24 protein-coding genes and 1 pseudogene are annotated in these 26,704 nt (G+C 73.8%); 12 read left to right on the top strand and 13 right to left on the bottom strand.

Annotated features, from left to right (window positions below; genetic code table 11):
- Positions 1 to 73: 73 nt before the first annotated feature.
- Genes HHL19_RS20485 through HHL19_RS20470 form a run of 4 tightly spaced genes read left to right on the top strand, consistent with a single transcriptional unit; the run spans position 74 to position 4,285 of the window.
- A complete protein-coding gene (locus HHL19_RS20485) occupies positions 74 to 1,390 on the top strand; it encodes an extracellular solute-binding protein (protein ID WP_169091683.1) in 1,317 nt (438 codons plus the stop codon).
- Positions 1,387 to 2,319: a sugar ABC transporter permease gene (locus HHL19_RS20480; RefSeq protein WP_169091681.1), complete on the top strand. Its 933-nt coding sequence runs from the start codon at positions 1,387 to 1,389 to the stop codon at positions 2,317 to 2,319. Before HHL19_RS20485 ends, HHL19_RS20480 begins: the two co-directional genes overlap by 4 nt.
- The gene (locus HHL19_RS20475) at positions 2,316 to 3,230 is read left to right on the top strand and encodes a carbohydrate ABC transporter permease (protein ID WP_169091679.1); all 915 of its coding nucleotides are present in this window, start codon (positions 2,316 to 2,318) and stop codon (positions 3,228 to 3,230) included. Before HHL19_RS20480 ends, HHL19_RS20475 begins: the two co-directional genes overlap by 4 nt.
- A 29-nt stretch (positions 3,231 to 3,259) precedes the next feature.
- Positions 3,260 to 4,285, top strand: coding sequence for a LacI family DNA-binding transcriptional regulator (locus HHL19_RS20470; protein WP_169091677.1), 1,026 nt, complete (start codon positions 3,260 to 3,262; stop codon positions 4,283 to 4,285).
- Between the two features lie 43 nt (positions 4,286 to 4,328).
- On the opposite strand, the gene HHL19_RS20465 is transcribed toward HHL19_RS20470, so the two are convergent.
- The 6 genes from HHL19_RS20465 to rhaI are packed head-to-tail and all read right to left on the bottom strand — an operon-like array spanning position 4,329 to position 11,905.
- Entirely contained in the window at positions 4,329 to 4,961 is a 633-nt protein-coding gene (locus HHL19_RS20465) for a lactate utilization protein C (protein ID WP_169091675.1), read from the bottom strand.
- Positions 4,958 to 6,418 (bottom strand): lactate utilization protein B, encoded by a 1,461-nt coding sequence (locus HHL19_RS20460; RefSeq protein ID WP_169091673.1) that lies wholly within the window; start codon positions 6,416 to 6,418, stop codon positions 4,958 to 4,960. The genes HHL19_RS20465 and HHL19_RS20460 overlap by 4 nt, the downstream gene beginning before the upstream one ends.
- The gene (locus HHL19_RS20455; protein ID WP_169091671.1) at positions 6,415 to 7,131 is read right to left on the bottom strand and encodes a (Fe-S)-binding protein; all 717 of its coding nucleotides are present in this window, start codon (positions 7,129 to 7,131) and stop codon (positions 6,415 to 6,417) included. Before HHL19_RS20455 ends, HHL19_RS20460 begins: the two co-directional genes overlap by 4 nt.
- Positions 7,131 to 8,651: a rhamnulokinase family protein gene (locus HHL19_RS20450; RefSeq protein ID WP_169091669.1), complete on the bottom strand. Its 1,521-nt coding sequence runs from the start codon at positions 8,649 to 8,651 to the stop codon at positions 7,131 to 7,133. Before HHL19_RS20450 ends, HHL19_RS20455 begins: the two co-directional genes overlap by 1 nt.
- Positions 8,648 to 10,693, bottom strand: coding sequence for a bifunctional aldolase/short-chain dehydrogenase (locus HHL19_RS20445; protein ID WP_169091667.1), 2,046 nt, complete (start codon positions 10,691 to 10,693; stop codon positions 8,648 to 8,650). Before HHL19_RS20445 ends, HHL19_RS20450 begins: the two co-directional genes overlap by 4 nt.
- A 45-nt stretch (positions 10,694 to 10,738) precedes the next feature.
- Positions 10,739 to 11,905, bottom strand: a complete 1,167-nt coding sequence (gene rhaI / locus HHL19_RS20440; RefSeq protein ID WP_169091664.1) for an L-rhamnose isomerase — start codon at positions 11,903 to 11,905, stop codon at positions 10,739 to 10,741.
- A gap of 159 nt (positions 11,906 to 12,064) precedes the next feature.
- On the opposite strand from rhaI, the gene HHL19_RS20435 reads away from it, so the two are divergent.
- A complete protein-coding gene (locus HHL19_RS20435) occupies positions 12,065 to 12,385 on the top strand; it encodes an L-rhamnose mutarotase (RefSeq protein ID WP_169091662.1) in 321 nt (106 codons plus the stop codon).
- 215 nt (positions 12,386 to 12,600) lie between these two features.
- On the top strand, positions 12,601 to 13,620 hold the full coding sequence (locus HHL19_RS20430; RefSeq protein ID WP_169091970.1) for a LacI family DNA-binding transcriptional regulator: 1,020 nt from the start codon (positions 12,601 to 12,603) through the stop codon (positions 13,618 to 13,620).
- A 22-nt stretch (positions 13,621 to 13,642) separates the two neighbouring features.
- Here the strand turns inward: HHL19_RS20430 and xylA are convergent, their stop codons facing one another.
- The gene (gene xylA / locus HHL19_RS20425; protein WP_169091660.1) at positions 13,643 to 14,815 is read right to left on the bottom strand and encodes a xylose isomerase; all 1,173 of its coding nucleotides are present in this window, start codon (positions 14,813 to 14,815) and stop codon (positions 13,643 to 13,645) included.
- 115 nt (positions 14,816 to 14,930) lie between these two features.
- On the opposite strand from xylA, the gene xylB reads away from it, so the two are divergent.
- Positions 14,931 to 16,451, top strand: coding sequence for a xylulokinase (gene xylB / locus HHL19_RS20420; protein ID WP_169091658.1), 1,521 nt, complete (start codon positions 14,931 to 14,933; stop codon positions 16,449 to 16,451).
- A gap of 287 nt (positions 16,452 to 16,738) precedes the next feature.
- A pseudogene (locus HHL19_RS20415) lies at positions 16,739 to 17,505 on the top strand (FAD-dependent monooxygenase); the annotation flags it as partial.
- 359 nt (positions 17,506 to 17,864) lie between these two features.
- On the opposite strand, the gene HHL19_RS20410 reads toward HHL19_RS20415, so the two are convergent.
- The 4 genes from HHL19_RS20410 to HHL19_RS20395 form a co-directional block, all read right to left on the bottom strand.
- Entirely contained in the window at positions 17,865 to 18,074 is a 210-nt protein-coding gene (locus HHL19_RS20410) for a hypothetical protein (protein WP_169091656.1), read from the bottom strand.
- 61 nt (positions 18,075 to 18,135) lie between these two features.
- Positions 18,136 to 18,777, bottom strand: coding sequence for a phosphoribosylanthranilate isomerase (locus HHL19_RS20405; protein WP_169091654.1), 642 nt, complete (start codon positions 18,775 to 18,777; stop codon positions 18,136 to 18,138).
- Between the two features lie 38 nt (positions 18,778 to 18,815).
- The gene (locus HHL19_RS20400; protein ID WP_169091652.1) at positions 18,816 to 19,760 is read right to left on the bottom strand and encodes a ketopantoate reductase family protein; all 945 of its coding nucleotides are present in this window, start codon (positions 19,758 to 19,760) and stop codon (positions 18,816 to 18,818) included.
- A 51-nt stretch (positions 19,761 to 19,811) separates the two neighbouring features.
- Positions 19,812 to 20,369, bottom strand: a complete 558-nt coding sequence (locus HHL19_RS20395; protein WP_169091650.1) for a helix-turn-helix domain-containing protein — start codon at positions 20,367 to 20,369, stop codon at positions 19,812 to 19,814.
- A 148-nt stretch (positions 20,370 to 20,517) separates the two neighbouring features.
- Between HHL19_RS20395 and HHL19_RS20390 the strand changes: the two genes are divergently transcribed.
- Positions 20,518 to 21,714, top strand: coding sequence for an ROK family transcriptional regulator (locus HHL19_RS20390; protein ID WP_169091648.1), 1,197 nt, complete (start codon positions 20,518 to 20,520; stop codon positions 21,712 to 21,714).
- Between the two features lie 82 nt (positions 21,715 to 21,796).
- Positions 21,797 to 22,840, top strand: coding sequence for a S66 peptidase family protein (locus HHL19_RS20385; RefSeq protein WP_169091646.1), 1,044 nt, complete (start codon positions 21,797 to 21,799; stop codon positions 22,838 to 22,840).
- Positions 22,841 to 22,860: 20 nt separating this feature from the next.
- On the opposite strand, the gene HHL19_RS20380 is transcribed toward HHL19_RS20385, so the two are convergent.
- Positions 22,861 to 23,799, bottom strand: coding sequence for a LysR family transcriptional regulator (locus tag HHL19_RS20380; RefSeq protein WP_169091644.1), 939 nt, complete (start codon positions 23,797 to 23,799; stop codon positions 22,861 to 22,863).
- Positions 23,800 to 23,922: 123 nt separating this feature from the next.
- Between HHL19_RS20380 and HHL19_RS20375 the strand changes: the two genes are divergently transcribed.
- Entirely contained in the window at positions 23,923 to 24,618 is a 696-nt protein-coding gene (locus HHL19_RS20375) for a type 1 glutamine amidotransferase domain-containing protein (RefSeq protein ID WP_169091642.1), read from the top strand.
- Positions 24,619 to 24,655: 37 nt separating this feature from the next.
- Here the strand turns inward: HHL19_RS20375 and HHL19_RS20370 are convergent, their stop codons facing one another.
- Positions 24,656 to 25,057, bottom strand: coding sequence for a nuclear transport factor 2 family protein (locus HHL19_RS20370; RefSeq protein ID WP_169091640.1), 402 nt, complete (start codon positions 25,055 to 25,057; stop codon positions 24,656 to 24,658).
- A 156-nt stretch (positions 25,058 to 25,213) separates the two neighbouring features.
- On the opposite strand from HHL19_RS20370, the gene HHL19_RS20365 reads away from it, so the two are divergent.
- Positions 25,214 to 26,704: an ABC transporter permease gene (locus tag HHL19_RS20365; RefSeq protein ID WP_169091638.1), complete on the top strand. Its 1,491-nt coding sequence runs from the start codon at positions 25,214 to 25,216 to the stop codon at positions 26,702 to 26,704.

Raw genomic sequence — 26,704 nt, 5'->3', positions numbered from 1 at the left:
GTGAACGCTCACAGATGCATGGTCGGCCTCTCCGTCCGATGGAGAGGCCCCTTTCGGTCAGGGAGAACCACCCATGCCCCAGCTCACGCGCCGCAGCCTCGCCGCCGCCACCGCCGTGCTCCTCGGTGCCACCGCGCTCACCGCCTGTGGATCCGACTCCGGCGACGGGACGGGCGCCTCCTCCGGCCCCGTCAAGCTCACCTACTGGGCCTGGGCGCCCGGCATGGACAAGGTCGCCGCCCTCTGGAACGCCAAGCACCCCGACATCCAGGTCACGGTGCAGAAGCAGGCCTCCGGCGACGACCTCGTCACCAAGATCATCACCGCCGCGAAGGCCCACAAGGGGCCGGACCTGGTCCAGGCCGAGTACCAGGCCCTGCCCACCCTCGTCACCAACGACGCCCTCGCCGACATAGGCCGCGAGGTCCAGGGCGCCGAGAAGCAGTTCGCCCCCGGCATCTGGCAGCAGACCACCCTCGGCGGCGACGCGGTCTACGCCCTCCCGCAGGACTCCGGCCCGCTGATGTTCTTCTACCGCGAGGACCTCTTCAAGCAGTACGGCCTCACCGTCCCCACCACCTGGGACGCCTTCGCCGAGACCGCCCGCGCGCTGAAGAAGAAGGCCCCCGAGAAGTCCCTCACCACCTTCTCCGCCAACGACGCCGGCCTCTTCGCCGGCCTCTCCCAGCAGGCCGGCGCCCAGTGGTGGACCTTCGAGGGCGACACCTGGAAGGTCGGCATCGACGACGCCGCCACCAAGAAGGTCACCGACTTCTGGGGCGGCCTCGTCGCCGAGGGCGCCATCGACAACCAGCCCATGTACACCCCCGCCTGGAACAAGGCCCTCGACACCGGCGAGCAGATCGCCTGGGTCTCCGCCGTCTGGGCCCCCGGCACCCTCACCACCGCCGCCCCCGCCACCAAGGGCAAGTGGGCCATGGCCCCCCTCCCGCAGTGGACCGAGGGCGACAACGCCACCGGCAGCTGGGGCGGCTCCTCCACCGCCGTCACCAGCGACTCCAAGCACAAGGAAGCCGCCGCGAAGTTCGCCGTCTGGCTGAACACCGACCCCGAGGCCCTCGCCGCCCTCGTCAAGGAGAGCGGCATCTACCCGGCCGCCACCGCCGCCCAGACCAGCGGCGCCCTCGCCAAGGCCCCCGACTACTTCGCCAACCAGCCCGACTTCTACACGAAGGCCGCCGAGATCGCGAAGACCACCGCCCCCGCCGCCTGGGGCCCCAACGTGAACGTCGCCTACACCGCCTTCAAGGACGAGTTCGGCAAGGCCGCCAAGGCCAAGACCGCCCCCGCCTTCGACAAGGCCCTCACCGCCGTCCGCGACACCACGGTCGACGACCTCGACAAGCAGGGCTTCGAGGTCGCCAAGTGACGCAGCCCCCCAAGGGCGCGCGCCGGTCGTACGGGGTCAAGGCGGCCCCGTACGGCTTTCTCCTGCCGGCCGCCGTCCTCTTCGTCCTCTTCTTCGCGCTGCCCATCGGCTACGCGGTCCGGCTCAGCTTCCACAAGGTCGAGATCAAGGGTCTCGGCCTCGGCAAGGGCGCCAGGTCCGAGGTCTGGGCCGGCCTGGAGAACTACGCCTCCGCCCTCACCGACTCCGAGTTCCTCGCGAGCTCCCTGCGCGTCCTCGGCTACGGCGCCATCGTCGTCCCCGTCATGCTCGGCCTCGCCCTCCTCTTCGCGCTCCTGCTCGACGCCGAGCGCGTCCGGGGCCGCTCCTTCGCCCGGCTCGCGATCTTCCTCCCGTACGCCGTCCCCGGCGTCATCGCCGCCGTCCTCTGGGGCTTCCTCTACCTCCCCGACGTCAGCCCCTTCCACTACCTCCTGGAGAAGGCCGGCCTCCCGCAGCCCGACCTCATGGACGGCGGCCCGCTCTACCTCGCGATGTCCAACATCGCCGTCTGGGGCGGCACCGGCTTCAACATGATCGTCATCTACACCGCGCTGCGCGCCCTGCCCGCCGAGGTGTACGAGGCCGCCAAGCTCGACGGCTGCTCCGAGCTCCAGATCGCGCTCCGCGTCAAGATCCCGATGGTGGTGCCCTCCCTGGTCCTCACCTTCTTCTTCTCCATCATCGCCACCCTCCAGGTCTTCAACGAGCCGATGACGCTCAAGCCGCTCACCAACGGCATCCCCTCCACCTGGAGCCCCCTGATGAAGGTCTACAACGACGCGTTCACCGGCGGGAACATCCACGCCGCCTCCGCCACGGCCGTCGTCCTCGCCCTGGCCACCTTCGCGTTCTCCTTCGCCCTCCTCAGGATCTCCAACCGCCGCACCACGCAAGGAGCCAGCCGATGACCGGGCTCGCCTCCCCGACGCTCCGCGAGGCCGCCCCGGCCGCCGGCAGCACCCCCGGCGTCCCGCAGGGACCCCCGCGCCCCCGCCGCACCGCGCTGCTGCCCACCGCCGCCCTGATCCTCGGCGCCCTCTACTGCCTGCTCCCCGTCGCCTGGGTCGTCGTCGCCGCCACCAAGGCCGACGACGAACTCTTCTCCACCTTCACCTTCCTCCCCGGCAGCGGCCTCGCCGACAACCTCGGCGAACTCACCTCCTACCGCGACGGCATCTACTGGAAGTGGATGGGCAACTCCGTCCTCTACGCCGGCCTCGGCGCCCTCCTGTCGACCGTCGTCTCCGCCTTCGCCGGCTACGCCCTCGCCGTCTACCGCTTCCGCGGCCGCGAGCTCTTCTTCAACGTCATGCTCACCGGCGTCCTCATGCCCCCGGTCATCCTCGCCATCCCCCAGTACCTGCTCATGGCCGAGGCCGACCTCACCGGCAGCTACGCCTCCGTGCTGCTGCCGCTGATCCTCTCCCCGTACGGCGTCTACCTCGGCCGCATCTACGCCGAGGCCGCCATCCCGATGGAGCTCGTCGAGGCCGGCCGCGTCGACGGCGCCGGCGAATGGCGGATCTTCAGCCGGATCGCCGTCCCCATGCTCGCCCCCGGCCTGGTGACGATCTTCCTCTTCCAGTTCGTCGCCATCTGGAACAACTTCCTGCTGCCGTTCATCATGCTCGGCGACGACGAGAAGTTCCCCATGACCGTCGGCCTCTTCACCCTCCTCAAGCAGGGCGCCAGCCAGCCCGCCCTCTACACCCTCGTCATCACCGGCGCGCTCCTCGCCGTCGTCCCCCTGATCGCCCTCTTCCTCGTCATCCAGCGGTTCTGGAGCCTCGACCTGCTGTCCGGCGCCGTAAAGTCCTGAGCACAGGGGATCGAGGGGAAACACACAGCATGAGCACAGCAGCGAGCAGACGCCGACCCGCGACCATCCACGACGTGGCCCGCGAGGCCGGAGTCTCGCGCGGCACCGTCTCCCGCGTCCTCAACGGCGGCCACTACGTCAGCCCCGCGGCCAAGGCGGCCGTCGACGCCGCGATCCGCAGAACGGGGTACGTCGTCAACCGGCACGCCCGCTCGCTGATCACCGGCAAGTCCGACTCCGTCGCCTTCCTCCTCACCGAGCCGCAGGAGCGCTTCTTCGAGGACCCCAACTTCAACGTCCTCCTGCGCGCCTGCACCCAGGCCCTCGCCGACCGCGACATCCCCCTGATCCTGATGATCGCCGGCACCGAGGACGAACGCCGCCGCAACCTCCGCTACATCGAGGCCGGCCACGTCGACGGCGTCCTCCTCGTCTCCAGCCACTCCGGCGACCCCGTCGTCGCGCGGCTCCACGAGGCGGGCGTCCCCGTCGTCGCCTGCGGCAAACCGCTCGGCCAGACCACCCGCGTCGGCTACGTCGCCGCCGACGACCGCGACGGCGCCCGTGAGATGGTCCGCCACCTGTACGCCACCGGGCGCCGCCGCATCGCCACCGTCACCGGCCCGCTCGACACCCCCGGCGGCGTCGAACGGCTCGCCGGCTACCGCGAGACCCTCGCCGAGTGCGGCCTCCCCGCCGACGAGGACCTGATCGTCACGGGCGACTACAGCCGCGCCAGCGGCGCCGAAGGCGCCCGCACCCTTCTGGAGCGGGCGCCCGACGTCGACGCCGTCTTCGTCGCCTCCGACCTGATGGCCCAGGGCGTCCTCGACATCCTCGCCCGCGCGGGCCGGCGGGTCCCCGAGGACATCGCCGTCGGCGGCTTCGACGACTCCCCGGCCGCGCACAACTCCCAGCCGCCGCTGACCACCATCCGGCAGCCCTGGGACCGGATCAGCACCGAGATGGTCCGCACCCTCCTCGCCCGGATAGCGGGCGAGGACCCGGCGACCGTCATCCTCCCCACGGAACTGGTGATCCGCGACTCCGCCTGACCACTGCCGCCTGACCACTGCCGCCTGACCACTCCGCCGTACGTCACGCGCCCCGGACCAGGACGACCTCCAGGGTCCGGGGCCCGTGCACGCCCTCCACCCGGTCCAGCTCGATGTCGCTCGTCGCCGACGGCCCCGAGATCCAGGTCAGCGGCCGCCGCGGGTCGAGCCGCGGCAGCGCCTCCGGTACGGACGCGACGACCTGGTCCTCGCGGACGACGCACACGTGCAGATCCGGTACGAGGGTGAGCGCGCGCCGCCCCTGCCCCGGGCCGCCGTCCAGGACGATCGTGCCGGTCTCGGCGACCGCGAGCGCGCAGCCCGTGACCACGGCGTCGACGGCGTCCAGGGCGGCGGGGGTCAGAGCCGTGTCCGGTACGCGTTCCACGCCCGCTCCAGCCAGCCATCCGTCCGGCAGCCCGTCCGGCACCGCGACGCTCCGCGCCCCGCGCTCCTCCAGCAACCGGGCGATCAGCGCGGGCAGTCCGTCCCGGTCGGCGCGGTGGACGTGGGCCCGGTAGTCGGCGAGGTTCTCGTGGAGCAGGTCGAGGACCGCGTCCGGGTCGTCCGGGGTGTGGCGGGTGAGGTACGTACGGGGTACCTCCGGCGCCTCGGGGGCGTCCGCGACGGCGGAGCGGATCCTGGCGAGGATCCGCTCGCGGGAGTTCTGGCTCATGAGCGGTCTCCTGTGCGGTCTTCCGTGCGGTCTCCCGTGCGGTTCTTCTTCCACCAGTCACGGAAGGGTTCGGCGGGCAGGACGGGCAGGTCCCTGTGGTCCGTCCACGGGCCGACACCAGGCCCCGGCAGCTTCCTGGGGTGCAGCTTGCGGGTCTTCGACGCGACCCGCTCGCCCGCCGCCAGGACGCCGGGGTGGTCGAGCACCCAGCCGGCCGCCCTCATCCCGGCCCGCTCCAGTCGGTGCCCCTTCCCGCCCCGGTCGGCGACCTTCTCCCGCAGGTGCACGAGCACCTCCGGGATGTCGATGGCGACCGGGCACACCTCGTAGCAGGCCCCGCACAGCGAGGAGGCGTACGGCAGGGAGGCGTCCACCTCGCTCGCGGTGCCGCGCAGCTGCGGGGTGAGGATCGCGCCGATCGGCCCCGGGTAGACGGAGCCGTACGCGTGCCCGCCCGCCCGCTCGTACACCGGGCACACGTTCAGGCAGGCCGAGCAGCGGATGCAGCGCAGCGCCTGCCGGCCGACCTCGTCGGCGAGGACGTCGGTGCGGCCGTTGTCGAGAAGGACCAGGTGGAAGGTCCGCGGCCCGTCGGCGTCCGTCGTCCCCGTCCACATGCTCGTGTACGGGTTCATCCGCTCGGCCGTCGAGGAGCGGGGGAGCGTCTGCAGGAAGACCTCCAGGTCCCGCCACTCCGGCACCACCTTCTCCACGCCCACCACCGAGATCAGCGTCTCGGGGAGGGTGAGGCACATCCGTCCGTTGCCCTCCGACTCCACGACCACGAGCGTGCCGGTCTCGGCGACCATGAAGTTCGCCCCGGAGATCCCGACCTTCGCCCGCAGGAACTTCTCCCGCAGGTGCAGCCGGGCCGCCTCCGCGAGCTCGGCGGGGGAGTCGGACAGCCCCTCCGGCGCCGGACGTCCCCAACGGCCCATCTCCGTACGGAAGATGTCGCGGATCTCGCCCCGGTTGCGATGGATGGCGGGAACGAGGATGTGCGAGGGCCGGTCCTCGCCCAGCTGCACGATCAGCTCGGCCAGGTCGGTCTCGTACGCGCGGATCCCCTCGGCCTCAAGTGCCTCGTTGAGCCCGATCTCCTGCGTGGCCATCGACTTGACCTTCACGACCTCCGTCTCGCCGGTCGCCCTCACCAGCTCGGCGACGATCCGATTGGCCTCCGCCGCGTCCGCCGCCCAGTGCACCGTGCCGCCCGCCGCCGTCACCGCCTCCTCCAACCGCAGGAGATGCGTGTCGAGGTGACGGAGCGTCCGGTCCTTGATCCGCTTCCCCGCCTCCCGCAGCTCGGCCCAGTCGTCCAACTCCGCGACCGCCCGCGCCCGCTTGTCGCGGATCGTGTGCGTGGCGTGCCGCAGATTGCGCCGCAGCCGCTCGTCCCGCACCGCCGACCGCGCGGCCTCCGGGAAGGCCGGCATTCCGACGAACACACCGCTCACGTCCAGGGCTCCTCTTCCGTGCTCGCCAGGATCTCCGCCAGGTGCACCGCCCGCAGCGGCGCCCCCTGCCGGCTCAGCATGCCGCCGACGTGCAGCAGACACGAGTTGTCCGCGCCGCACAGCACCCCGGCGCCGGTCGACACCGCGTTCGCCACCTTGTCCGCTCCCATCGCCGCCGACACGTCCGGGTTCTTCACCGCGAAGGTGCCGCCGAAGCCGCAGCACTCCTCCGCCCCCGGCAGCTCCACCAGCTCCAGGCCCTTCACCGCCTCCAGGAGCCGGCGCGGCCGCTCGCCCAGGCCCAGCGTCCGCAGGCCGTGACAGGACGGGTGGTACGTGACCCTGTGCGGGAACCAGGCGCCGACGTCCGTCACGCCCAGCACGTCGACCAGGAACTCCGTCAGCTCGTACGTGCGCGGCCCGAGCGCCGCCGCCTCCGGACCGAAGGCCGGGTAGTGGTGGCGGACCATCGCCGCGCACGAACCCGACGGGACGACCACGTGGTCGTACCCCTCGAAGGCGCGGACCGTGCGCCGCACCAGCGGCCCGGTCTCCCGCCGGTAGCCGGTGTTGAACTGGGGCTGCCCGCAGCAGGTCTGCGCCGCCGGGAAGTCCACGTCCACGCCCAGCCGTTCGAGCAGCCGTACCGTGGCCACCCCCGTCGACGGGAAGACGGCGTCGTTGACGCAGGTGACGAAGAGGGCGACGCGCATCAGCAGTTCCTCGGGGACGGGTCGAATCGGGCGGCGGCCCGGTCCCAGGCGGAACCGTCGCCCTGCGGCTCGTAGTGTCGCAGGGGCTGCGTCCCGACGACCAGGCGACGCACGGACGCCAGATCCCCCACCAGGCCCGCGGCCCGCGCCTGCACCAGCACGTTCCCCAGTGCCGTGGCCTCCACCGGGCCGGCCGTCACCGGCAGCCCGGTCGCGTCCGCCGTCCACTGGCACAGCAGCGCGTTCCGTGCCCCGCCGCCCACGAGGTGGACCCGGCGGACCTCCCGCCCGGCCAGCGCGCCCGCCTCCCGCAGGGCGCGCCGGTGCGCCACGGCCAGCGACTCCAGGACACAGCGCAGCACCGCCGCCGGGGACTCCGGCACCGGCTGCCCGGTGCGCCGGCAGTACGCCGCGATCCTCCCCGGCATGTCCCCGGGCGCCAGGAACTCCGGCGCGTCCGGATCGACCAGCGACCGGAACGGCCGCTCCTGGGCGGCCCGTTCGAGCAGTGCCGGCAGGTCCACCCGGTGCCCCCGCCCCTCCCAGGTCCGGCGGCACTCCTCCCACAGCCACAGGCCCATCACGTTCCGCAGGAACCGCACCGTGCCGTCGACGCCCCGCTCGTTGGTGAAGTTCGCCGCCCGGGCCTCCTCCGTCAGCACCGGGCCCGGCAGTTCGAGCCCGGCGAGCGACCAGGTGCCGCACGACACGAACGCGACGGCCCCGGCCCCGGTGGCGGGCACCGCCACCACCGCCGACGCCGTGTCGTGCGAGGCGACCGCCGTGACCGGCGTGCCCGCCGGAAGCCCGGTGTGCGCCGACACGTACGGCAGCAGCGTCCCCGCCGGATCGCCGGGCGCCCGCAGCACCGGCAGCAGCCCCGGATCGACGCCCAGGCGGCCGAGCAGCCCCGTCGCCCAGGTGCCGGTGCGGACGTCGAACAAGCCGGTCGTCGACGCGTTCGTCTCCTCCGCCCCGACCGTCCCCGCCAGCCAGTACGTGAACAGATCAGGCATGAGCAACAGCGTCCGAGCCGCCGCGAGTTGGGCGGAACCGGCGGCTGCGGCCAACTGGAAGACCGTGTTGAACGGCAGGTGCTGGAGCCCGGTCGTACGGTACAGCTCCGCCGCACCCCCGACCCGCTCCCACACCCCCTCCGCGACCCCGTCCGTCCGCGCGTCCCGGTAGTGGAACGGGGCGCCGAGCAGCGCCCCGTCGGCGTCGAGCAGCCCGTGGTCGACCGCCCAGGTGTCCACCCCGACGGAGTCCACCGGTCCCGAGCGGGCCGCCGTCCGCAACCCGTCCAGGATCCCCTGGAAGAGGCCGAGCGCGTCCCAGCGCAACCCGTCCGGCAGCCGGACCGGCACGTTGGGGAAGCGGTGCGCCTCGGTGAGTTCGAGGACGCCGGGACCGACCCGGCCGACCATGACCCGCCCGCTGGTGGCCCCCAGATCGGCCGCCGCGAACCGGCCCGTGCGTCCGCTCGTCGCAGGAAGGGCGCTCGCAGGAAGAGCGCTCATCGCAGGAAGGCCGCGGCGACGCCCGCGTCGACGGGCACGTGCAGACCGGTCGTGTGGGTGAGGTCCCCGCCGGTGAGCGCGAAGACGGCGTTCGCCACGTGCTCCGGCAGCACCTCCCGCTTCAGCAGCGTCCGCTGGGCGTAGAACTCGCCCAGCTTCTCCTCCTCGATGCCGTACGTCGCCGCCCGCCGCGCCCCCCAGCCGCCGGCGAAGATCCCCGAACCGCGCACCACCCCGTCCGGGTTCACGCCGTTCACCCGGATCCCGTGCTCACCCAACTCGGCGGCCAGCAGCCGTACTTGATGGGCCTGGTCGGCCTTGGTGGCGGAGTAGGCGATGTTGTTCGGGCCGGCGAAGACCGCGTTCTTCGACGCGATGTACACGATGTCGCCGCCCAGGCCCTGGGCGGTCATCACCCGGGCCGCCTCGCGGGAGACCAGGAAGGAGCCCCTGGCCATGATGGCGTGCTGGAGGTCCCAGTCCTCCGCCGTGGTCTCCAGGAGCGGCTTGGAGATCGAGATCCCGGCGTTGTTGACCACCAGGTCGACGCCGCCGAAGGCCAACACCGCCTCCCGGAAAGCGGCTTCGATCGCCGTCTCGTCCGTGACGTCCACCGTCACGGCCACCGCCCGGTCGGGCCCGCCGAGTTCGGCCGCGACCTCCGCCGCGCTGCCGGCGTTCACGTCCGCCACGACCACGCACGCTCCCTCGGCCGCGAGCCGCGCCGCGATCGCCCGCCCGATGCCGCTGCCCGCGCCGGTCACCAGCGCCACCCGGGTCGCCAGGGGCTTCGGCCTCGGCAGCCGCCGCAGCTTGGCCTCCTCCAGCTCCCAGTACTCGATGCGGAACTTCTCCGCCTCCTCGATCGGGGAGTACGCCGACACCGCCTCGGCGCCGCGCATCACGTTGATCGCGTTGACGTAGAACTCGCCCGCCACGCGGGCCGTCTGCTTGTCCTTGCCGAAGGAGAACATGCCGACCCCGGGCACGAGCACGATCGCCGGGTCGGCGCCCCGCATCGGCGGCGAGTCCGGCAGCGCGTGCCGGTGGTAGTAGGCGGCGTACTCCTCGCGGTAGTCGGCGTGCAGCTCCCGCAGCCTGGCCACCGTCTCGTCGAGGGGGGCGGTGGGCGGCAGGTCGAGGACGAGCGGCCGCACCTTGGTGCGCAGGAAGTGGTCGGGGCAGGAGGTGCCGAGGGCGGCGAGGCGCGGGTGTCCGGCGCGGGACACGAAGTCGAGGACGGTCCCGGAGTCGGTGAAGTGGCCGACCTGCGGCCGGTCCTGGGAGGCGAGGGCGCGGACGTACGGGGCGAGCGCGGCGGCCCGCTCCCGGCGCAGCCGCTCCGGCAGCGGCTCGTACCCGTCGACGACCGGCCCGAACGGCTCCGGGCGGCCCCGCTCGGCGAGGAAGGCCTCGGCGGTGCGGACGATGTGCAGCGCGTTGCGCTCGCACTCCTCGGAGGTGGCGCCCCAGGCGGTGATGCCGTGCCCGCCGAGGACGCAGCCGACGGCCTCCGGGTGGGCGGCCCGGACGGCGGCGATGTCGAGCCCGAGCTGGAATCCGGGCCGCCGCCACGGCACCCACGCCACCGTGGCGCCGAAGCACTCCGCCGTCAGCTTCTCGCCGTCGGCGGCGCAGGCCAGGGCGATGCCCGCGTCGGGGTGGAGATGGTCGACGTGGGGCGCGTCGACCAGGCCGTGCATGGCGGTGTCGATGGAGGGGGCCGCGCCGCCCCTCCCGTACAGGCAGTGGTCGAAGGCGGCGACCATCTCGTCCTCGCGCTCCACCCCCGGGTAGACGGAGGCGAGGGCGCGCAGCCGGTCGAGCCGGAGGACGGCGAGCCCGTCCTCGGTGAGGGTGCCGAGGTCGCCCCCGGAGCCCTTCACCCACATCAGCTCCACGTCCCCGCCGGTGGCCGGGTCGGTGGCGGAGCCCTTCGCCGAGGCGTTGCCGCCGGCGTAGTTGGTGACGGTCGGGTCGGCGCCGAGGCGGTGGGCGCGCGCGAGGAGGGCGGCGACCTCGGGGTGGGTGCCGGAAGTCATGAGGGTCTTCTTTCGCGGAGGCGGGGTGGAGGAGGGGGTGCGGGGTCAGGCGCCCCAGCCGGCCTGGGCGCCGCCGACGCGCTCGGCGGCGACGCGCTCCAGGCGTCCGGAGCGGAGGGTGGCGGCCACCGGGTCGGGGTCGAGGCCCTGCTCCTCGCGGAGCTCGCGGAGCAGCGGGCGCACGTCGGTGTCGTACGCGTCCATGAGGACGGCGTTGGCGGCGAGCACGTCGCCGGAGCGCTGGGCGGCGGCGAGCGCGTCGGTGTCGACGAGGAGGGCCTTGGCGGTGGCCTCCTGGACGTTCATCACGGAGCGGATGACGGCCGGGACCTTCGCCTCGATGTTGTGGCACTGGTCGAGCATGAAGGCCACGTTCGTCGCCGGGTCCAGGCCGCCGTTCCCGACGACCTCGTGCATGATCCGGAAGAGCTGGAAGGGGTCGGAGGAGCCGACCATCAGGTCGTCGTCCGCGTAGAAGCGGGAGTTGAAGTCGAAGCCGCCGAGCTTCCCCTCCCGCAGGAGGAACGCGACGATGAACTCGATGTTGGTGCCCGGCGCGTGGTGCCCGGTGTCGACCACGACGCGCGCCTTCGGCCCGAGCCGGAGGCAGTGGGCGTACGCCGTGCCCCAGTCCGGGACGTCGGTGGTGTAGAAGGCCGGCTCGAAGAACTTGTACTCCAGGAGCAGGCGCTGCTCGTCGCCGAGCCGCGCGTACACCTCGGCGAGGCACTCGGCGAGCCGGTCCTGGCGGGCGGTGATGTCGTCCTGGCCGGGGTAGTTGGTGCCGTCGGCGAACCACAGCTTCAGGTCCGTCGACCCGGTGGCGTCCATGATGTCGACGCACTCCAGGAGGTGGCCGACGGCCTTGCGGCGCACCTTCGGGTCGGGGTGGCAGACGCTGCCGAGCCGGTAGTCGTCCTCCTGGAAGGTGTTGGAGTTGATGGCGCCGAGCTCCAGGCCGCGCTCCTTCGCGTACGCGCCGAGGGCTGCGTAGTCGTCGACCCGGTCCCACGGGATGTGCAGGGAGACCTTCGGGGCGACGCCGGTGCGGGCGTGCACCTCGGCGGCGTCGTCGAGCTTCTCGTACGGGTCCCGGGGCACGCCGGGCTGCGCGAAGACCTTGAAGCGGGTGCCGGAGTTCCCGTAGCCCCAGGACGGGGTCTCGATCCGCTGGGCGGCGAGGGCGGCCTTCACGGCGGCGATGTCGGGCATGTCCACCTCGGTGCGTTCAGTAAAGTTCAATGAATCGATTCACTCTGCTCGGAAGCTAACCCGCACCCAAGGTGCCGTCAAGGTTCTTGACCGCGACAGCCACGGGCCCTAGCGTCCAGGACCACGGAAAACTGAAACATTTCAACCCAAGGAGTCGTCATGCAGAGGGTCTGCTTCCTCCTGAAGGTCCGCGCCGACCGCTCCGAGGAGTACCGGGCCCGCCACGCCGAGGTCTGGCAGGAGATGCGCGAGGCGCTCACCGCCTCCGGCTGGCACAACTACTCGCTCTTCCTCCGCGAGGACGGCCTCCTCGTCGGCTACCTGGAGACGCGGGACTTCGAGCGCGCGAAGGCGGCCATGGAGGCCACCGAGGTCAACGCCCGCTGGCAGGCCGAGATGGCCGGCTTCTTCGAGGAACTCGACGGCCGGCGCCCGGACGAGGCGATGCGCCCGCTGACCGAGGTCTTCCATCTCGCGTGAGCGGAGCCGCATAGGATGCGACAGGCGGCGGCGACCCCGGGCGGACGGGTCGGAACGGGCAGCACGAGCAGGACGGACGACCAGGTGGCACGCAGGTGGAACGGGTGACGGACCCCACGCACAACACCGACCCGGCCGAATCGGCACGACCGGCCGCCGGCCGGACGCCCCCCGGGGGCGGGTCCGTCGGGCAGGGGCCCGTCGGGCAGGTGGCCATCGGGCGGACGGTCGGGATCAAGGACGTGGCGCGCGAGGCCGGGGTCTCCGTCGGCACCGTCTCCAACGTGATCAACCAGCCGGACCGGGTCTCCCCGTCCACCCTGGAGCACGTCCGCAGGGTGATCGACCGCCTCGGCTACGTGCGCAGCGAATCCGCCCGCCAGCTCAGGGCCGGCCGCAGCCGGATCGTGGCGCTGCTCGTCCTCGACATGGGCAACCCCTTCTTCGTCGACATCGCGCGCGGCGCCGAACGCACCGCCCGCGCCGCCGGGCTCGGCGTCATGGTCTGCAACAGCGACCAGAACCCCGGCGACGAGGCCTACTACCTCTCCCTCTTCGCCGAACAGCGGGTCCGCGGCGTCCTCGTCACCCCCGCCGACGCGGGCGGCGGCAACCTCCGCGACTTCCGCCGCCACGGCATCCCGTACGTCCTCGTCGACCGGGTCGGCGGGGACGGCGGCGGCTGCTCGGTCTCCGTCGACGACGTCGTCGGCGGCTCGCTCGCGATCCGCCACCTCGTCGCCACCGGCCACCGCACCTTCGCGTACGTCAGCGGCCCCGCCCACCTCCAGCAGGTGCGGGACCGCCGCGAGGGCGCGCTGCTCGCCCTGGCCGAGGCCGGACTGCCCGCGACCGCGCTCCGGGAGCTCCCGGCGGAGCGGCTCGACGTGGCCTCGGGCCGGGACGCCGGCTCCCGGCTCCTCGGCCTCGCCGACCGCCCCACCGCCGTCTTCTGCGCCAACGACCTGCTGGCCCTCGGCGTCCTCCAGGCGCTGTACGCGGCCGGGGTGCGGGTCCCGGAGGACATGGCGATCGTCGGCTACGACGACATCGAGTTCGCCGCGGCCGCGACCGTACCGCTCACCTCCGTGCGCCAGCCGGCCCTGACCCTGGGGGCCCGGGCCGCCGAACTGCTCCTGGAGGAGACCGGCGAGGCGGCGGCCGACCACCGGCACCAGCAGGTGGTGCTCCAGCCGGAGCTGGTCGTCCGCCGCTCCACCCTCACCACCCGCTGACACGCCCCGGGGGGCGCCGCGCTCAGCGCCGTACGCCGAGCAGGTGCTCCAGGGCGAGCTGGTCGAGCCGCTCGAAGGCCATCGAGCGGCTCGCCGCCGCGTCGACGTCGAAGGTCTCGTACGCGGTCGGGTCGGCCAGCAGCTCCGCGAGGCCCTCGGGCGCGGTCGGCACGGCGAGCTCCGGCAGCCGGGAGGCGGCGAGCGCCTCCCGCACCTCGGCGTCGGCGCGGAAGGCGGCGGCCCGCTCCTTCAGCACCAGATAGTTCCGCATGCAGTTCTTCGCCGACTCCCAGACACCGTCGAAACCGTCGGTGCGGACCGGCTTGAAGTCGAAGTGCCTCGGGCCCGTGTATCCGGCCGACTCCAGCAGGTCGACCAGCCAGAACGCCTGCCGCAGATCGCCCGCGCCGAACCGGAAGTCCTGGTCGTACTTGATCCCGGACTGGCCGTTGAGGTCGATGTGGAAGAGCTTGCCCGCCCACAGCGCCTGCGCGATCCCGTGCGGGAAGTTGAGGCCGGCCATCTGCTCGTGCCCCGTCTCCGGGTTCACGCCCACGAGTTCGGGCCGCTCCAGGCGCTCGATGAAGGCGAGGGCGTGCCCGACGGTGGGCAGCAGGATGTCGCCGCGCGGCTCGTTCGGCTTGGGCTCGATCGCGAACCGCAGGTCGTACCCCTGCTCGGTGACGTACTGGCCGAGCAGGTCGAAGGCCTCCTTCATCCGGTCCAGGGCCACCCGCACGTCCTTCGCCGCGCCCGACTCGGCGCCCTCGCGCCCGCCCCAGGCGACGTACACCTTCGCGCCGAGCTCCACGGCCAGGTCGATGTTCCGGATCGTCTTGCGGAGCGCGTAACGGCGGACGTCCCGGTCGTTGGCGGTGAAGGCGCCGTCCTTGAAGACCGGGTGGGTGAAGAGGTTGGTGGTCGCCATGGGGACCTTGAGGCCGGTGCGGTCGAGGGCGTCCCGGAACCGCTTCACGACGGCCTCGCGCTCCGCCTCCGGCGCGCCGAACGGGATCAGGTCGTCGTCGTGGAAGGTGACGCCGTACGCCCCGAGCTCGGCCAGCCGTTCGACCGACTCGACCGGGTCGAGCGCGGGCCGGGTGGCATCGCCGAACGGATCGCGGCCCTGCCAGCCGACGGTCCAGAGGCCGAAGGTGAAACGGTCCTCGGGGGTGGGGGAGAAACGCTCGGACATGGGCGGATCCTTCTCTGGCGGTCGGATTTGTTTTCTGAGATAACTAATACGCCACGGGTGCCCGGGCACGCCAGCCCCCACAGGGCGACGGAGACGAGAGAAAGAGGTGCGGCGCATGCCCGCGAACCGCTCGGCCGCGAACGGCTCAGCCACGGACGGCCCGGTCGTGACCGGCCCGGTCGTGATCGGCGTGGACAGCTCCACGCAGTCCACCAAGGCCGTCGTCGTGGACACCGCCACCGGCGAGGTACTCGGCCTGGGCCGCGCCCCGCACACCGTCACCGGCACGGACGGAGCCCGCGAGAGCGACCCCGAGGAGTGGTGGACCGCCCTGGTCACCGCCGTCCGCACGGCCGTACGCGAAGCGGGCGTCGCCCCCACGAGGGTCACCGCCCTCGCCGTGGCGGGACAGCAGCACGGCCTCGTCGCCCTCGGTGCCGACCACCGCCCGCTGCGCCCCGCCCTCCTCTGGAACGACACCCGCTCCGCCCCCCAGGCGGCGGCCCTCACCGACGCCCTCGGCGGCCCGAAGCCCTGGCTGGACCGCACCGGCTCCGTCCCCGTCGCCTCGATGACCGCGGCCAAATGGCAGTGGCTGCGCGAGCACGAACCCCACCACGCCGAGGCCACCGCCGCCGTCCGCCTCCCGCACGACCTGCTCACCGAACGCCTCTCCGGCGAGGCCGTCACGGACCCCGGCGACGCCTCGGGCACCTGCTGGTACGCCCCCGCCGGCGCCTACGCCCCCGAGGTCCTCGACCTCCTCGGCCTCACCCCCGCGCAGCTCCCGACGGTGGCCCCCACCGGCGCCACCCGCGCGGGAACCCTCACGGCCGCCGCCGCAGAAGCCCTGGGCCTGCCCCGCACGGTCGCGGTCGCGGCCGGTACCGGCGACAACATGGCGGCCGCCGTCGGTCTCGGCCTCGGTGCCGCCGGCCTCCTCGACCACCCCGTCGTCAGCCTCGGCACCTCCGGCACCGTCTTTGCCGCCACCCGCGCCCGCCCCGCCGACCCCGCCCTCGCCGGCTTCGCCGCCACCGACGGCACCCGCCTCCCCCTGGGCTGCACCCTCAACTGCACGCTCGCCGTCGACCGCTTCGCCACCCTCCTCGGCCTCGACCGCGAGAACGCCCTCCCCGGCGGCGAGACCGTCGTCCTCCCGTACCTCGACGGCGAACGCACCCCCGACCTCCCCGCCGCCTCCGGCCTCCTCACCGGCCTGCGCCACGCCACCGACCCCCGCGCCGTCCTCGGCGCCGCCTACGAAGGCGCCGCCTTCACCGTCCTGCGCGCCCTCGACGGCCTCCTCAACGCCTGCGGCCTCGACCCCGCCGACCCCTCCGTACGCACCCGTCCCCTCCGCCTCATCGGCGGCGGCGCCCAAGGCCGCACCTGGACCGACACCGTCCGCCGCCTCTCCGGCCGCCCCCTCGTCCTCCCCACCGCCACCGAACTCGTCGCCCTCGGCGCCGCCGCCCTCGCCGCCGCCACGACCACCGGAGAGGACCCCGTGGCCATCGCCACGACCTGGGGCACCGGAACGGGCACCACTCTGGAGGCGATCCCCCGCGACACCGAGACCTGGGACCGGATCGAGGGGGTGCTGGCGGCAGCGAGGACGGGATTGCTGGCCTGACAGGCGCCTGGATCCAACCTCCACGCTCCTGGATCCAATCTCCACAGGCCTGGATCCAAAATCCCGGATCCAACATCCCGGATCCAACATCCCGGATCCAACATCCCGGATCCGACGTCTTGGATCCAACATCCTGGATCCCGCCTCAACTGGCACCTCTCCCCGCCCCGGCGTGACCATGGGACGGGAAGGAACGACCCGTTCGGGGGCCCGCACACCCTGGAGGCGCCGTACGGCTCCGTCCTCGACGGGTTCGAGCCGGATCCGGACGGGGTCACCGCCCGGCTCCCGAGGGGTACGGCGTGCGTTCGATGCTGCTCGACGACGCCGGGGCCGTCGCCGACGTCCTCGTCTGCGTCCGCTGCCCGGCCGGCGTCGCTACCGCATGTCGATGCGGGTCCCGGGCACCGCGCCCGGAGGGTCCGCCCGGCAGGGGTACGCGGCCGACGGGATCGCGCACGGGCTCGACGGCGACGGCGCCGCACCCGGTCTCGCCGACATCCAGGCCGTGCTCGACCGGCTCTCGCCGCAGCGCACCACGGCGTCCGCGCTCCGCTGGGCCTCGGTGTTCCGGATCAGCCACCGGATCGTGGACCGGTACGGCGAGGGCCGGATGTTCGTCGCCGGGGACGCCGCCCACATCCATCCGCCGACCGGCGCCCAGGGCATGAACACTGGCGTCCAGGACGCGTACGACCTCGCCTGGCGGCTCGTGCTCGCCGTCGAGGGCCGTGCCGCCCCCGGCCTGCTCGCCGATTACGAAGCCGAGCGCCGCCCCGTCGGGGAGGAGGTCGTCGGCCGCACCGTGCGGCACGCCACCGCCGGTGGCGTACAGGCCGCCGCGGACGACTCCGAGACCCTGATGCTCTGTGAGGCGCGGCTGCTCGTCGGATACCGGGGCAGCCCCTTCGTCGATCCGTCGGACGACGGCCCGGGTCCCGGCCCGGGGGACCGCGCCGCCGACTGCGGCGGCCTGCGCGGTCCCACCGCCACCTACCCCGTCCGGCTCTTCGACGTCCTCCGCGACCGGCCGACCGTCCTTCTCCTGTACGGGACGGGGTACGGCTCCGGGGGCGTGGCCGGCCGCGACGAACTGGCGGCGACGGCGTGGCGCGCCACCGGCGTCGCCCGCTAGGCGACCGGAGGGGGCCGGAGCGTCGCCTTCGTGGTCCGCCCCGACGGCCACCTCGGCGCCCGGCTGACCGCGCACCTGGCCCGCGCCTTCGTCGCCCCCGACGGCGCGGCGGCGGCCGGGGCCGTGTCTTCCGGATCATGCCGGGCTCGCGGCGCCTGGGACCGCGCCTCGCCGCGTTGTCGTCAGTCGCCGATGCTCCGCATGGACTCTCTCCTCCGCCTTGCGACGCACGGCACCGGACGCCGCGAGCTGAACCGACCTGATCCGGAAGACGCGGCCTAGGCCTCCTTGCCGCCGTCAGGTTCCGCCGAGTCCTTCTCGGCGTCCTTCTCGTCCTTCTCGTCCGTGTCGTCGGGGCGTTCTTCCGCCTTCGCCGCGGCGAACTCGGCTGCCGCCGAGTAGGTCTCCGGTACCGACAGGAGCGCCCCTACGCCGCGCGCCGCCGCGCCGGCCACACGCACCACGGCCTCCGCCAGTTCCTCCACCATCACGGCCCCCTTGCTGTTCGGCGCTGGTCGGTCGTACTCGGTAGTACGACGTGCTTCACCCCTACTGACGTGCGGAGACGTCGAAAGGTTGAGCGGGCGGGGCGGATTTCGCGGCGGTCACGAAGGCGCGGACCAGGGCGTGGTCCTTGACGCCGGGTGCGGACTCGACGCCGCTGGAGACGTCGACGCCCCAGGGGCGGGCGGTGGCGATGGCCTCGGCGACGTTGCCGGGGGCGAGGCCGCCGGCGAGGAGCCAGTGGCCCTCGGGGCGGGCGGTGTCCAGGAGGGAGAGGTCCCAGCGCGAACCCGAGCCCGCCTTGGGCGAGTCGAGCAGCAGGACCTCCTCGCCCAGCGCGCCCACGCGCGTGTCGGGCGCGTCGGCGAGGGCGGTCGCCCGCCACAGGCGCGGGTGGACGGCCGCGGCGGCCTCGAACTCCGCGGGGCCGTAGGCGCGGCCGTGCAGCTGGAGCGCGTCGAAGCCCAGGTCGGCGGCGATCCGGGCGGCCTCGGCGGCCGGGGTGTCGTTGACGACGAGGACCGACACCACCCCGTCCGGCACCCGCCCGACGAGCGCCGGCACCCGGCCCCGGTCCAGGCCCCGGACGCTGGTCCCGCTGATGACGAGGCCGATCGCGTCCGCGCCCGCCTCGGCGGCCACGGCGATGTCGGCGGTCGTGGCGAGCCCGCACACCTTGACGAACACTCTGTCGCTCCTCTGCTCCCGTCCCGGCGCCGCCGAGCCTACTGACCGTGTCCGGCGGCGTCGATCCGGCGCTGGTGGACCCGCAGATGGAGGGTGGCCAGGTCGAGCAGCGGGGTCGGCACGCCCAGGGCGCGGGCCCGCGCGGTCAGGTCGCCGAAGAGGTGCTCGACCTCCGTCGGCCGGCCCGCCACCAGGTCCCGGTACAGGGACGGCACCATGGGGGAGCCGGGCGCCGACACGATGGCGAGGGCCGCCGCCCGCTCCTCCTCCGGCAGCGGGTGCCCGGCCGCCGCGGCCACCGCCGCGCCCTCGGCGAGGAGCGCGGGGCCGAGGTCCGGGCCGCCGGGCGCGTCGTACACCTCGCCGACGGTGCCGCGCATCAGGCTCGTCACCGCGCCGATCGTGGTGATGAAGACCCACTTGTGCCACATCGCGGTGACGATCGACGCGGGTACCGGCGCGTCGATGCCGGCGTCCTCCAGGACCGTACGGATCTCCTTCACGCGCGGCGAGACCGTGCCGTCGCGCTCGCCGAGGGCGAGGTGCGCCAGCGGCGCGAGCCGCCGGATGGTCCCCGCTTCGTCGAGCGTCGTGACCACCTTCGCGACGCCGCCGAGGACCGCGCCGGCGCCGAAGCGGGCGTCCAGCGCGTCGAGATGGGCCATGCCGTTGAGCAGCGGCAGTACCGCCGTGCCCGGGGAGACGAAGGGGGCGAGGTCCGTCAGGGCCGCGTCGAGGGCGGTCGACTTCACGCCGAGCAGGACGAGGCCGTACGGGCCTCCCGACGGTTCCTCGCCGGCCGTGACGAGCCGGGGCGCGTCCAGGACCCACTCCTCGTCCCGGCCGGCCACCCGCAGCCCGCCCGCGCGGAGCGCCGCCGCGCGGCCCGGCCGCACCAGGAAGGTGACGTCCTGCCCGGAGCGGGCCAGCATCGTGCCGAAGTATCCACCGGTGGCACCGGCGCCGACGACCAGGATCTTCATGGGGTTCCTCTCGTGGGGAGCAACGGGTGAGCGAAGGGGGGGCTATGGGGCCTATGGGGCCTGCGGGGTGTGCGCGGGGGCGAGCAGCGGGGTGAGCAGGCGGTGCGGGCGGGTCAGGGCCGCCGTGACCGGGTCGGGGTCGTCGCCGGGCGGGGCAAGGCCCGGCCCCGGGGCGACCAGGAGGTCCCCGGGCGGGACGGCGGCCCCGCAGCCGGAACAGCGCCCGTCCGGGCCGGTCGGCGCCCCGTCGGCGTGGTGCAGGAAGATCCGGCGGGGGCCGTCGCCGTTCGCCGGGTACTGCGCCTCGCCCCAGTCGGTGAGGGCCCGGACGGCCGGCCAGAGCCCGAGGCCCTTCTCCGTGAGGACGTACACCTCGCGCCGGCCGCCGCCCGGTTCCCGGCGGCGGTCGAGGACGCCGGCCCCGGTCAGCCCGGCCAGCCGCTCGGTGAGCACCGACCGGGGTACGGCGAGGTGCGCGGCGAACTCGCCGAACCTCCGCACTCCGTAGAACGCGTCCCGCAGGATCAGCAGCGTCCAGCGCTCGCCGACGACCTCCATCGCACGGGCGAGGGAGCAGCTCTGGCCGCGGTAGTCGCGCGGAAGGGTCATGGCGGCAGCCTAGCCTGAAAGAGTTCGGTGACCGAACTCTTTTTTGCGGGAGCCGTACGAGCCGGATCGCCGCCGTCCGGGGCGTTTCTGTTCGAGCGACCGGGGTGTTTCTGTTCGAGTGAAAGGGGCGACTAGGCTCTCGCTCACCATGAACCAGCCCACGGAACCCAAGGCCGACAAGTCGGGCGTGCGCCGGCACAACCTGAGCCTCGTCCTCAGGACCGTCCACGACGCCGGCGAGACCACCCGGGCCGCCGTCGCCGCCCGCGTCGGGCTCACCCGGCCCGCCGTCTCCTCGCTCGTGGAGCAGCTCCTCGACCTCGGGTTCCTGGTCGAGTCGGGGAAGACCTTCAGCGGCCAGGCGGGCCGCCCCGGGACCGTCCTCAAGCCGGCCGGGACCGGGCCCGCGGGGCTCGGCGTCGAGATCAACGTCGCGTACGTCTCCGTCTGCCTCGTGGACCTCACCGGCACCGACCGGATCCGCCGCACCGTGCGCCTGGACAACCGCGCCGACGCGCCCGCCGTCCTCGCTCGCGCGGCCGGCGTCGCCGCCGAGGCGCTCGCCGAGGCCGACGCCCTCGGCCTCGCCCCGGCGGGCGCCGCGCTGGCCCTGCCGGGCCTGGTCTCCGACGGCACCGTCCGCCAGGCCCCCAACCTCGGCTGGCACGACACCCCCGCCGAGCGCCTCTTCGGCGAGGCGCTCACCGCGCTGCGCCCCGCCGCCGGCCCGCTCCCCGTCGCCTCCGACAACGAGGCCAACATGGCGGCCCTCGCCGAACTCCGCTTCGGCGCCCCCGGCACGCCCCGCACCTTCCTCCACCTCACCGGCGAGACCGGCGTCGGCGGCGCCGTCGTCGTCCACGGCGAACTCCTGCGCGGCGCCCACGGCTTCGCCGGCGAGATCGGCCACCTCGTCGTCGACGCCGAGGGCCCCCGCTGCCGCTGCGGCTCGCGCGGCTGCCTGGAGCAGTACGCCGGCCAGGCGGCGCTGCTGCGCGCCGCGGACGCGGCCGACGTGGACGAGCTTGCGGCCCTTGCCGCGCGCGGGGAGCCGTGCGCGCTCGCGGCCCTCGCCGAGGCCGGCCGGATGCTCGGCCGGGCCCTCTCGGGCGCGGTCAACCTCCTCGACCCCGAGGCCGTCGTCCTCGGCGGGATCTACCCGCGCCTGATGCCCTGGCTGGCCCCCGCCGTCACCGCCGAACTCGCCGAGCGAATCGTCTCCGGCCTCTGGCCCGCCGACGCCGGCCGGCTGCGGGCCGCCTCCCCGGCCACCGACGCGGCCCGCGGCGCCGCCGCCCTCGTCCTCCACGACATCCTCACCGACCCCCTCGCCCACACCTCCTGAGCCCACACCTCCCGAGCTCACGCGCGCGTGGCCCGTGAAAATGACCGGGCGACCGCGCCCGGACCCCCGCTAGGGTGCGGAGATGTCGCAGATCGTCCTACCGCCCAAGCCGCGCCCCGGCGACCGGATCGCCGTGCTCTCGCCCGCCGCCGGGCTGCCCGAAGTGCTGCCGCTCCCCTTCGACCTCGGCCTGCGGCGGCTGTCCGAGGAGTACGGGCTCGTGCCCGTCGAGTACCCGACCACGCGCAGGCTCGGCGCGTCCGCCCGGGACCGCGCCGCGGATCTGCACGCGGCCTTCGCCGACCCGACGGTCACGGCGATCGTCGCCAGCATCGGCGGCGACGACCAGATCACCGTCCTGCCGCACCTCGACGACGAGGTGATCCGCGCGAACCCGAAGCCGTTCTTCGGCTTCAGCGACAACACCAACCTCCTGATGCGGCTGTGGAACCTCGGCGTGGTCGGCTACCACGGGGCCTCGGTGATGACCCAGTTCGGCCGGCCCGGCGCCGTCCACCCCGTCACCGACGCCTCCGTCCGGGCCGCGCTGTTCGGCTCCGGACCGTACGAACTCCCCGCCCCGACCGAGACCAACGACGTCGAACGGACCTGGGAGGACCCGCGCACCTTCGACTCCGCGCCCGTCATGGAACCGGCCGGCCCCTGGCACTGGCACCGCGCCGAGCGGGTCGTCGAGGGCCGCTCCTGGGGCGGCTGCCTGGAGGTCGTCTCGCAGCTCCTCATGGCCGGGCGGGAGATCGCGGAGCCCGCGGCCTACGAGGGCGGGGTGCTGTTCCTGGAGACCTCCGAGCTGCTGCTCTCCGCCGACGAGGTCTTCCGGATCCTGCGGGCCATGGGGGAGCGCGGGCTGCTCGCCCGCTTCTCCGCCCTCCTCATGGGCCGGGCCCGCGCCTGGTCCTTCGAGAAGCCGAACGACGCCGCCGCCCGGGCCGCCCACCGGGAGGCCCAGCGCGCCGCCGTGCTGCGCGCGCTCGACGCGTACGCCCCCGACACCATGGCCGTCCTCGACGTGGATCTCGGGCACACCGACCCGCAGGTGGTGATCCCGTACGGCGGCACCGTCCGCGTCGACGGCCCCGCCCGCCGTATCACCGTCACCTACTGACGGCGTCACCTCCTGACGGCCTACCGCCCGGTCGCCCGCTCGTGCCGCACCAGATGGTCCCGGACCAGCGCCACGTGCGCGTGCGCCGGCGGGCCCGGCCGGTGCACCAGGAACCCGGTGTTGATCGGCGGGTCCTCCGGCAGGTGGAGCGGTACGAGGGCACCCGAGGCCAGCTCCGCCGCGCACAGGTAGCGGGGCAGCACGCTCACCCCGACGCCGCCCGCCACCGCGGCCCGCACCGCCCGCAGGTCGGGGACGGTGACCGCGGGCACGGCCGTCAGGCGGCGGCCGAAGACGTGGCGCCAGTAGCGGCGCAGGATCGGCAGGTCCTCGGCGTACGCGACGAGCGGGACGCCGTGCAGCGCGGCGGGCCCCTCCGCGGCGATCCGGTCGCCGAGCCGCTCCGCCCACACCGGCGCGCCGACGAGGACGAACTCCTCGTCGGAGAGCGGCAGCCACGCGAGGCTCCGGCCCCGGGGCCGTACCGTCGACACGACCAGGTCGTGCCGTCCGGCCCGCAGCTCGTCGAGCAGCCCGTCGGTCAGGCCGAAGGCGACACGCAGCCGCACCCCGCGCTCCACCAGCGGCGCGAGCGTCGGCAGCACGCTGTGCGCGAGGAACTCGGCCGGGCCCGCGAGATGGACCGGCTCGGCCGGTCCCTCCTCGCCGGGCGGGCCGACCGCCGCACCGGCGGCGCCCAGCGCGTCCAGCGGGACCGCGATCCGTGCCGCGAGGTCGTCCGCGAACGGCGTCGGCGTCACCCCGCGCGGCCCCCGCTCGAACAGCTCCCGCCCGAGCCGCCCCTCCAGCGCCCTGATCTGAGCGGTCACCGTCGGCTGCGAGACCCCCAGGACCCGTGCCCCCGCGGTGAAGGCCCCTGCCCGGTACACGGCGAGAAAGGTCCGCAGCTGATTCAGATCCGGCAACCCGCCGTTCCCATCGGATTTCCTATCGTCCACATGCTCGAGCCTATTGGATTCCCATGGGTCGTCGCGCCTACGGTCGACCCCATCGCCGGTCCGGCGGTCCCCGGAACGGGGCCCGGGCCGGCCCGCTCCCACGATCGAGAGGCCCGCAGACCCATGTCGAAGATCCTTTTCGTGCTGACCGGTGCCGACCACTGGACTCTGGCCGACGGCACGAAGCACCCCACCGGCTTCTGGGCCGAGGAGGCCGCCGCGCCGTACGAGGCGTTCACCGCGGCCGGTCACGAGGTCGTCGTCGCCACCCCCGGCGGCGTCGTCCCCACCGTCGACCGGGGCAGCCTCGCCCCCGAGTTCAACGGCGGCCCCGAGGGCGCCGACCGCGTCGCCGCCACCCTCGACGCCTTCGCGGCGCTGCGGAAGCCGCTCCGCCTGGAGGACGTCGACCCCGCCGAGTACGACGCCGTCTTCTACCCCGGCGGCCACGGCCCCATGGAGGACCTCGCCGTGAACGCCGAATCGGGCCGGCTGCTGATCGACGTCCTCGACTCCGGCAAGCCGCTCGCCGTCGTCTGCCACGGCTCGGCCGCCCTCCTCGCCGCCGTGGGCGAGGACGGCGCCAACGCCTTCGCCGGCCGCCGCGTCGCCGCGTTCACCGACGCCGAGGAGGTCCAGGCCGGTCTCGGCGAGCGGGCGAAGTGGCTCCTGGAGACCCGGCTCCGCGAGGCCGGCGTCGACGTCGACGCCGGTGAGCCGTGGGCCCCGCACGTCATCGTCGACGGCAACCTCGTCACCGGCCAGAACCCCGCCTCCTCCACCGCCCTCGCGGACGAGGTCCTGAAGAAGCTGTCCTGACGCCCGCGGGCGCCCCGCTCGGGCCCCGGCCGCCCGCTCAGGCCCCCGCCGCCTCGGCAGCCTCCTGCGCGATCCGGTCGAACTGGGCGCCCATCGCGGCGGCGAGGGCCTGCGCGGCGGAGAGCGGGCGGACCATGACGGTGAAGTCGTCGATCAGCCCGTCCTCGTCGAAGTGCAGGAAGTCGCACCCCTGGATCCGCTTGCCGTCGACGGTCGCGGTGAAGACGAAGGCGTGGTCGCGCCCGTCCGGGTTCGCGATCTCGCGGACGTAGGCGAAGTCCTCGAAGACGCGCAGGACCCCGCGGAGGATCGCCGCGGTCATCGCCCTCCCGGCGTACGGCTTGAAGGCGACCGGGCTGGTGAAGACGACGTCCTCGGCGAGCAGCGCCTCGACGGCGGCGGTGTCACGGCTCTCGACGGCGGTGCGGAAGGGGTGCACGGGGCCTCCACGGCATCCATGAAGATACAGAGATACTCAACGAATTGAATAGGTGTACTGGAGGGTAGGTTCCGGGCGGGGGCTTGTCCAGAGGTCTCATCCCGCTCTCACACGAGCCTTATCCCGGCCTCACACGGCGCCCCTACCTTCGCGCCCATGTTCTTCACCTACCTCCGGCGCGAACTGCGCCGCCGCAGAAAGGCGGCGCTCGTCGTCGCCTCCGGGCTCGCGCTCGGCATCGCGCTGGTCATCGTCGTGACCTCGGTCTCCGCCGGCATGAAGCAGGCCCAGGGCAAGGTCCTCGAATCCCTCTACGGGCTCGGCACGGACCTGACGGTGACGAAGGCTCAGGAGCGTCCCGCCGAGGGCGCGCAGCCCGTCCGGCCCCGGTTCGAGTTCCAGGGCGGCGAGGACGGTGAGGAGCAGAGCAGCGACCGGCTCATGGTCCAGGGCTTCCAGACCCTCGCCGACTCGACCGTCGCCACCGTCGCGAAGCAGGCCGGGGTCGACCGCGCGGTCGGCGGCCTCAGCCTCGTCAACCTGAAGATCGACGGCGAGTTCCGGCGCGGCCGGATCCAGCGCGGCGAGGGCCAGGGTCAGGGGCAGCCCCAGGGTGAGGGACAGTCTCAGGGCCGGGGCGGGACCGGCGCCGGTCCCGGCGACACCGTCACCGGCGGCGGCGCCGCCTTCGACGTCGACTCCTTCACCCTCTACGGCACCGACGTCACCACCCCCGACCTCGGCCCCCTCACCACCTCCACCGTCACCGACGGCCGCACCTTCAGGACCACCGAGACCGACGCCGCCGTCGTCGTGGTCGACAGCGCCTACGCCCAGCAGCAGGACCTCGCCGTCGGCGACGAACTCACCGTCAAGGGCGTGAAGTTCGAGGTCATCGGCATCGCCACCGCCGACAGCGGCCAGTCCACCGCGCAGGTCTACCTCCCGCTCAGGCGGGCGCAGACCCTCTCCGGCTCGGCCGGCAAGGTCACGACCGTCTACGTCAAGGCCGCCGACTCGACGCGGATCGACGCCGTCAAGGCCGCCATCCAGAAGAACGTCCCCGGCACCACCGTCACCACCTCCGCCGACCTCGCCCGGACCGTGTCCGGCTCCCTCGACACCGCCGCCGGTCTCGCCTCCAGCGTCGGCCGGTGGCTCTCGTACGCCGTCCTCCTCGCCGCCGTCCTCGTCGCGGGCCTCCTCACCTCCTCCGCCGTCAGCCGCCGCGTCCGCGAGTTCGGCACCCTCAAGGCCCTCGGCTGGAAGAGCGGCCGCGTCACCCGCCAGGTCGTCGGCGAGGCCCTCGTCCACGGCGTCATCGGCGGCGCCCTCGGCATCGCCGCCGGCCTCGCCGGCGCGTACGCCGTCACCGCCGTCAGCCCCACGCTCACCGCCGAACTCGGCGCGAGCGCGAGCGGGTTCGCCGGTCGCGGCGGCGGTGGCATGCTCTTCGGAGGCGGACCCGGCGCGGCGCGCACCGCCGCCGGCCGCAGCGTCGACATCGCGCTCACCGCCCCCGTCAGCCTCACCACGGTCGGCCTCGCCGTGCTCCTCGCCCTCGTCGGCGGCCTCGTCGCCGGAGCCTTCGGCGCCTGGCGCGCCTCCCGGCTGCGCCCCGCCGACGCGCTGCGCCGCGTCGAGTAG

The sequence above is a fragment of the Streptomyces sp. R302 genome (genome assembly GCF_012927245.1).
Taxonomy (GTDB): Bacteria; Actinomycetota; Actinomycetes; order Streptomycetales; family Streptomycetaceae; genus Streptomyces.
The sequence above is the reverse complement of the archived record's forward strand: the minus strand, read 5'-3'. Positions and strand labels throughout refer to the sequence as shown.

Excerpts from the sequence above, each read along its gene's own strand:
- HHL19_RS20455 (WP_169091671.1), bottom strand. The coding sequence starts at position 7,131 with ATGCGCGTCGCCCTCTTCGTCACCTGCGTCAACGACGCCGTCTTCCCG.
- HHL19_RS20435 (WP_169091662.1), top strand. The coding sequence starts at position 12,065 with ATGCAGAGGGTCTGCTTCCTCCTGAAGGTCCGCGCCGACCGCTCCGAG.
- HHL19_RS20445 (WP_169091667.1), bottom strand. The coding sequence starts at position 10,693 with ATGACTTCCGGCACCCACCCCGAGGTCGCCGCCCTCCTCGCGCGCGCC.
- HHL19_RS20390 (WP_169091648.1), top strand. The coding sequence starts at position 20,518 with ATGAACCAGCCCACGGAACCCAAGGCCGACAAGTCGGGCGTGCGCCGG.
- xylB (WP_169091658.1), top strand. The coding sequence starts at position 14,931 with ATGCCCGCGAACCGCTCGGCCGCGAACGGCTCAGCCACGGACGGCCCG.
- HHL19_RS20385 (WP_169091646.1), top strand. The coding sequence starts at position 21,797 with ATGTCGCAGATCGTCCTACCGCCCAAGCCGCGCCCCGGCGACCGGATC.
- rhaI (WP_169091664.1), bottom strand. The coding sequence starts at position 11,905 with ATGCCCGACATCGCCGCCGTGAAGGCCGCCCTCGCCGCCCAGCGGATC.
- HHL19_RS20375 (WP_169091642.1), top strand. The coding sequence starts at position 23,923 with ATGTCGAAGATCCTTTTCGTGCTGACCGGTGCCGACCACTGGACTCTG.
- HHL19_RS20465 (WP_169091675.1), bottom strand. The coding sequence starts at position 4,961 with ATGAGCCAGAACTCCCGCGAGCGGATCCTCGCCAGGATCCGCTCCGCC.
- HHL19_RS20485 (WP_169091683.1), top strand. The coding sequence starts at position 74 with ATGCCCCAGCTCACGCGCCGCAGCCTCGCCGCCGCCACCGCCGTGCTC.
- HHL19_RS20395 (WP_169091650.1), bottom strand. The coding sequence starts at position 20,369 with ATGACCCTTCCGCGCGACTACCGCGGCCAGAGCTGCTCCCTCGCCCGT.
- HHL19_RS20470 (WP_169091677.1), top strand. The coding sequence starts at position 3,260 with ATGAGCACAGCAGCGAGCAGACGCCGACCCGCGACCATCCACGACGTG.
- HHL19_RS20365 (WP_169091638.1), top strand. The coding sequence starts at position 25,214 with ATGTTCTTCACCTACCTCCGGCGCGAACTGCGCCGCCGCAGAAAGGCG.
- HHL19_RS20410 (WP_169091656.1), bottom strand. The coding sequence starts at position 18,074 with ATGGTGGAGGAACTGGCGGAGGCCGTGGTGCGTGTGGCCGGCGCGGCG.
- HHL19_RS20400 (WP_169091652.1), bottom strand. The coding sequence starts at position 19,760 with ATGAAGATCCTGGTCGTCGGCGCCGGTGCCACCGGTGGATACTTCGGC.
- xylA (WP_169091660.1), bottom strand. The coding sequence starts at position 14,815 with ATGTCCGAGCGTTTCTCCCCCACCCCCGAGGACCGTTTCACCTTCGGC.
- HHL19_RS20450 (WP_169091669.1), bottom strand. The coding sequence starts at position 8,651 with ATGAGCGCTCTTCCTGCGAGCGCCCTTCCTGCGACGAGCGGACGCACG.
- HHL19_RS20475 (WP_169091679.1), top strand. The coding sequence starts at position 2,316 with ATGACCGGGCTCGCCTCCCCGACGCTCCGCGAGGCCGCCCCGGCCGCC.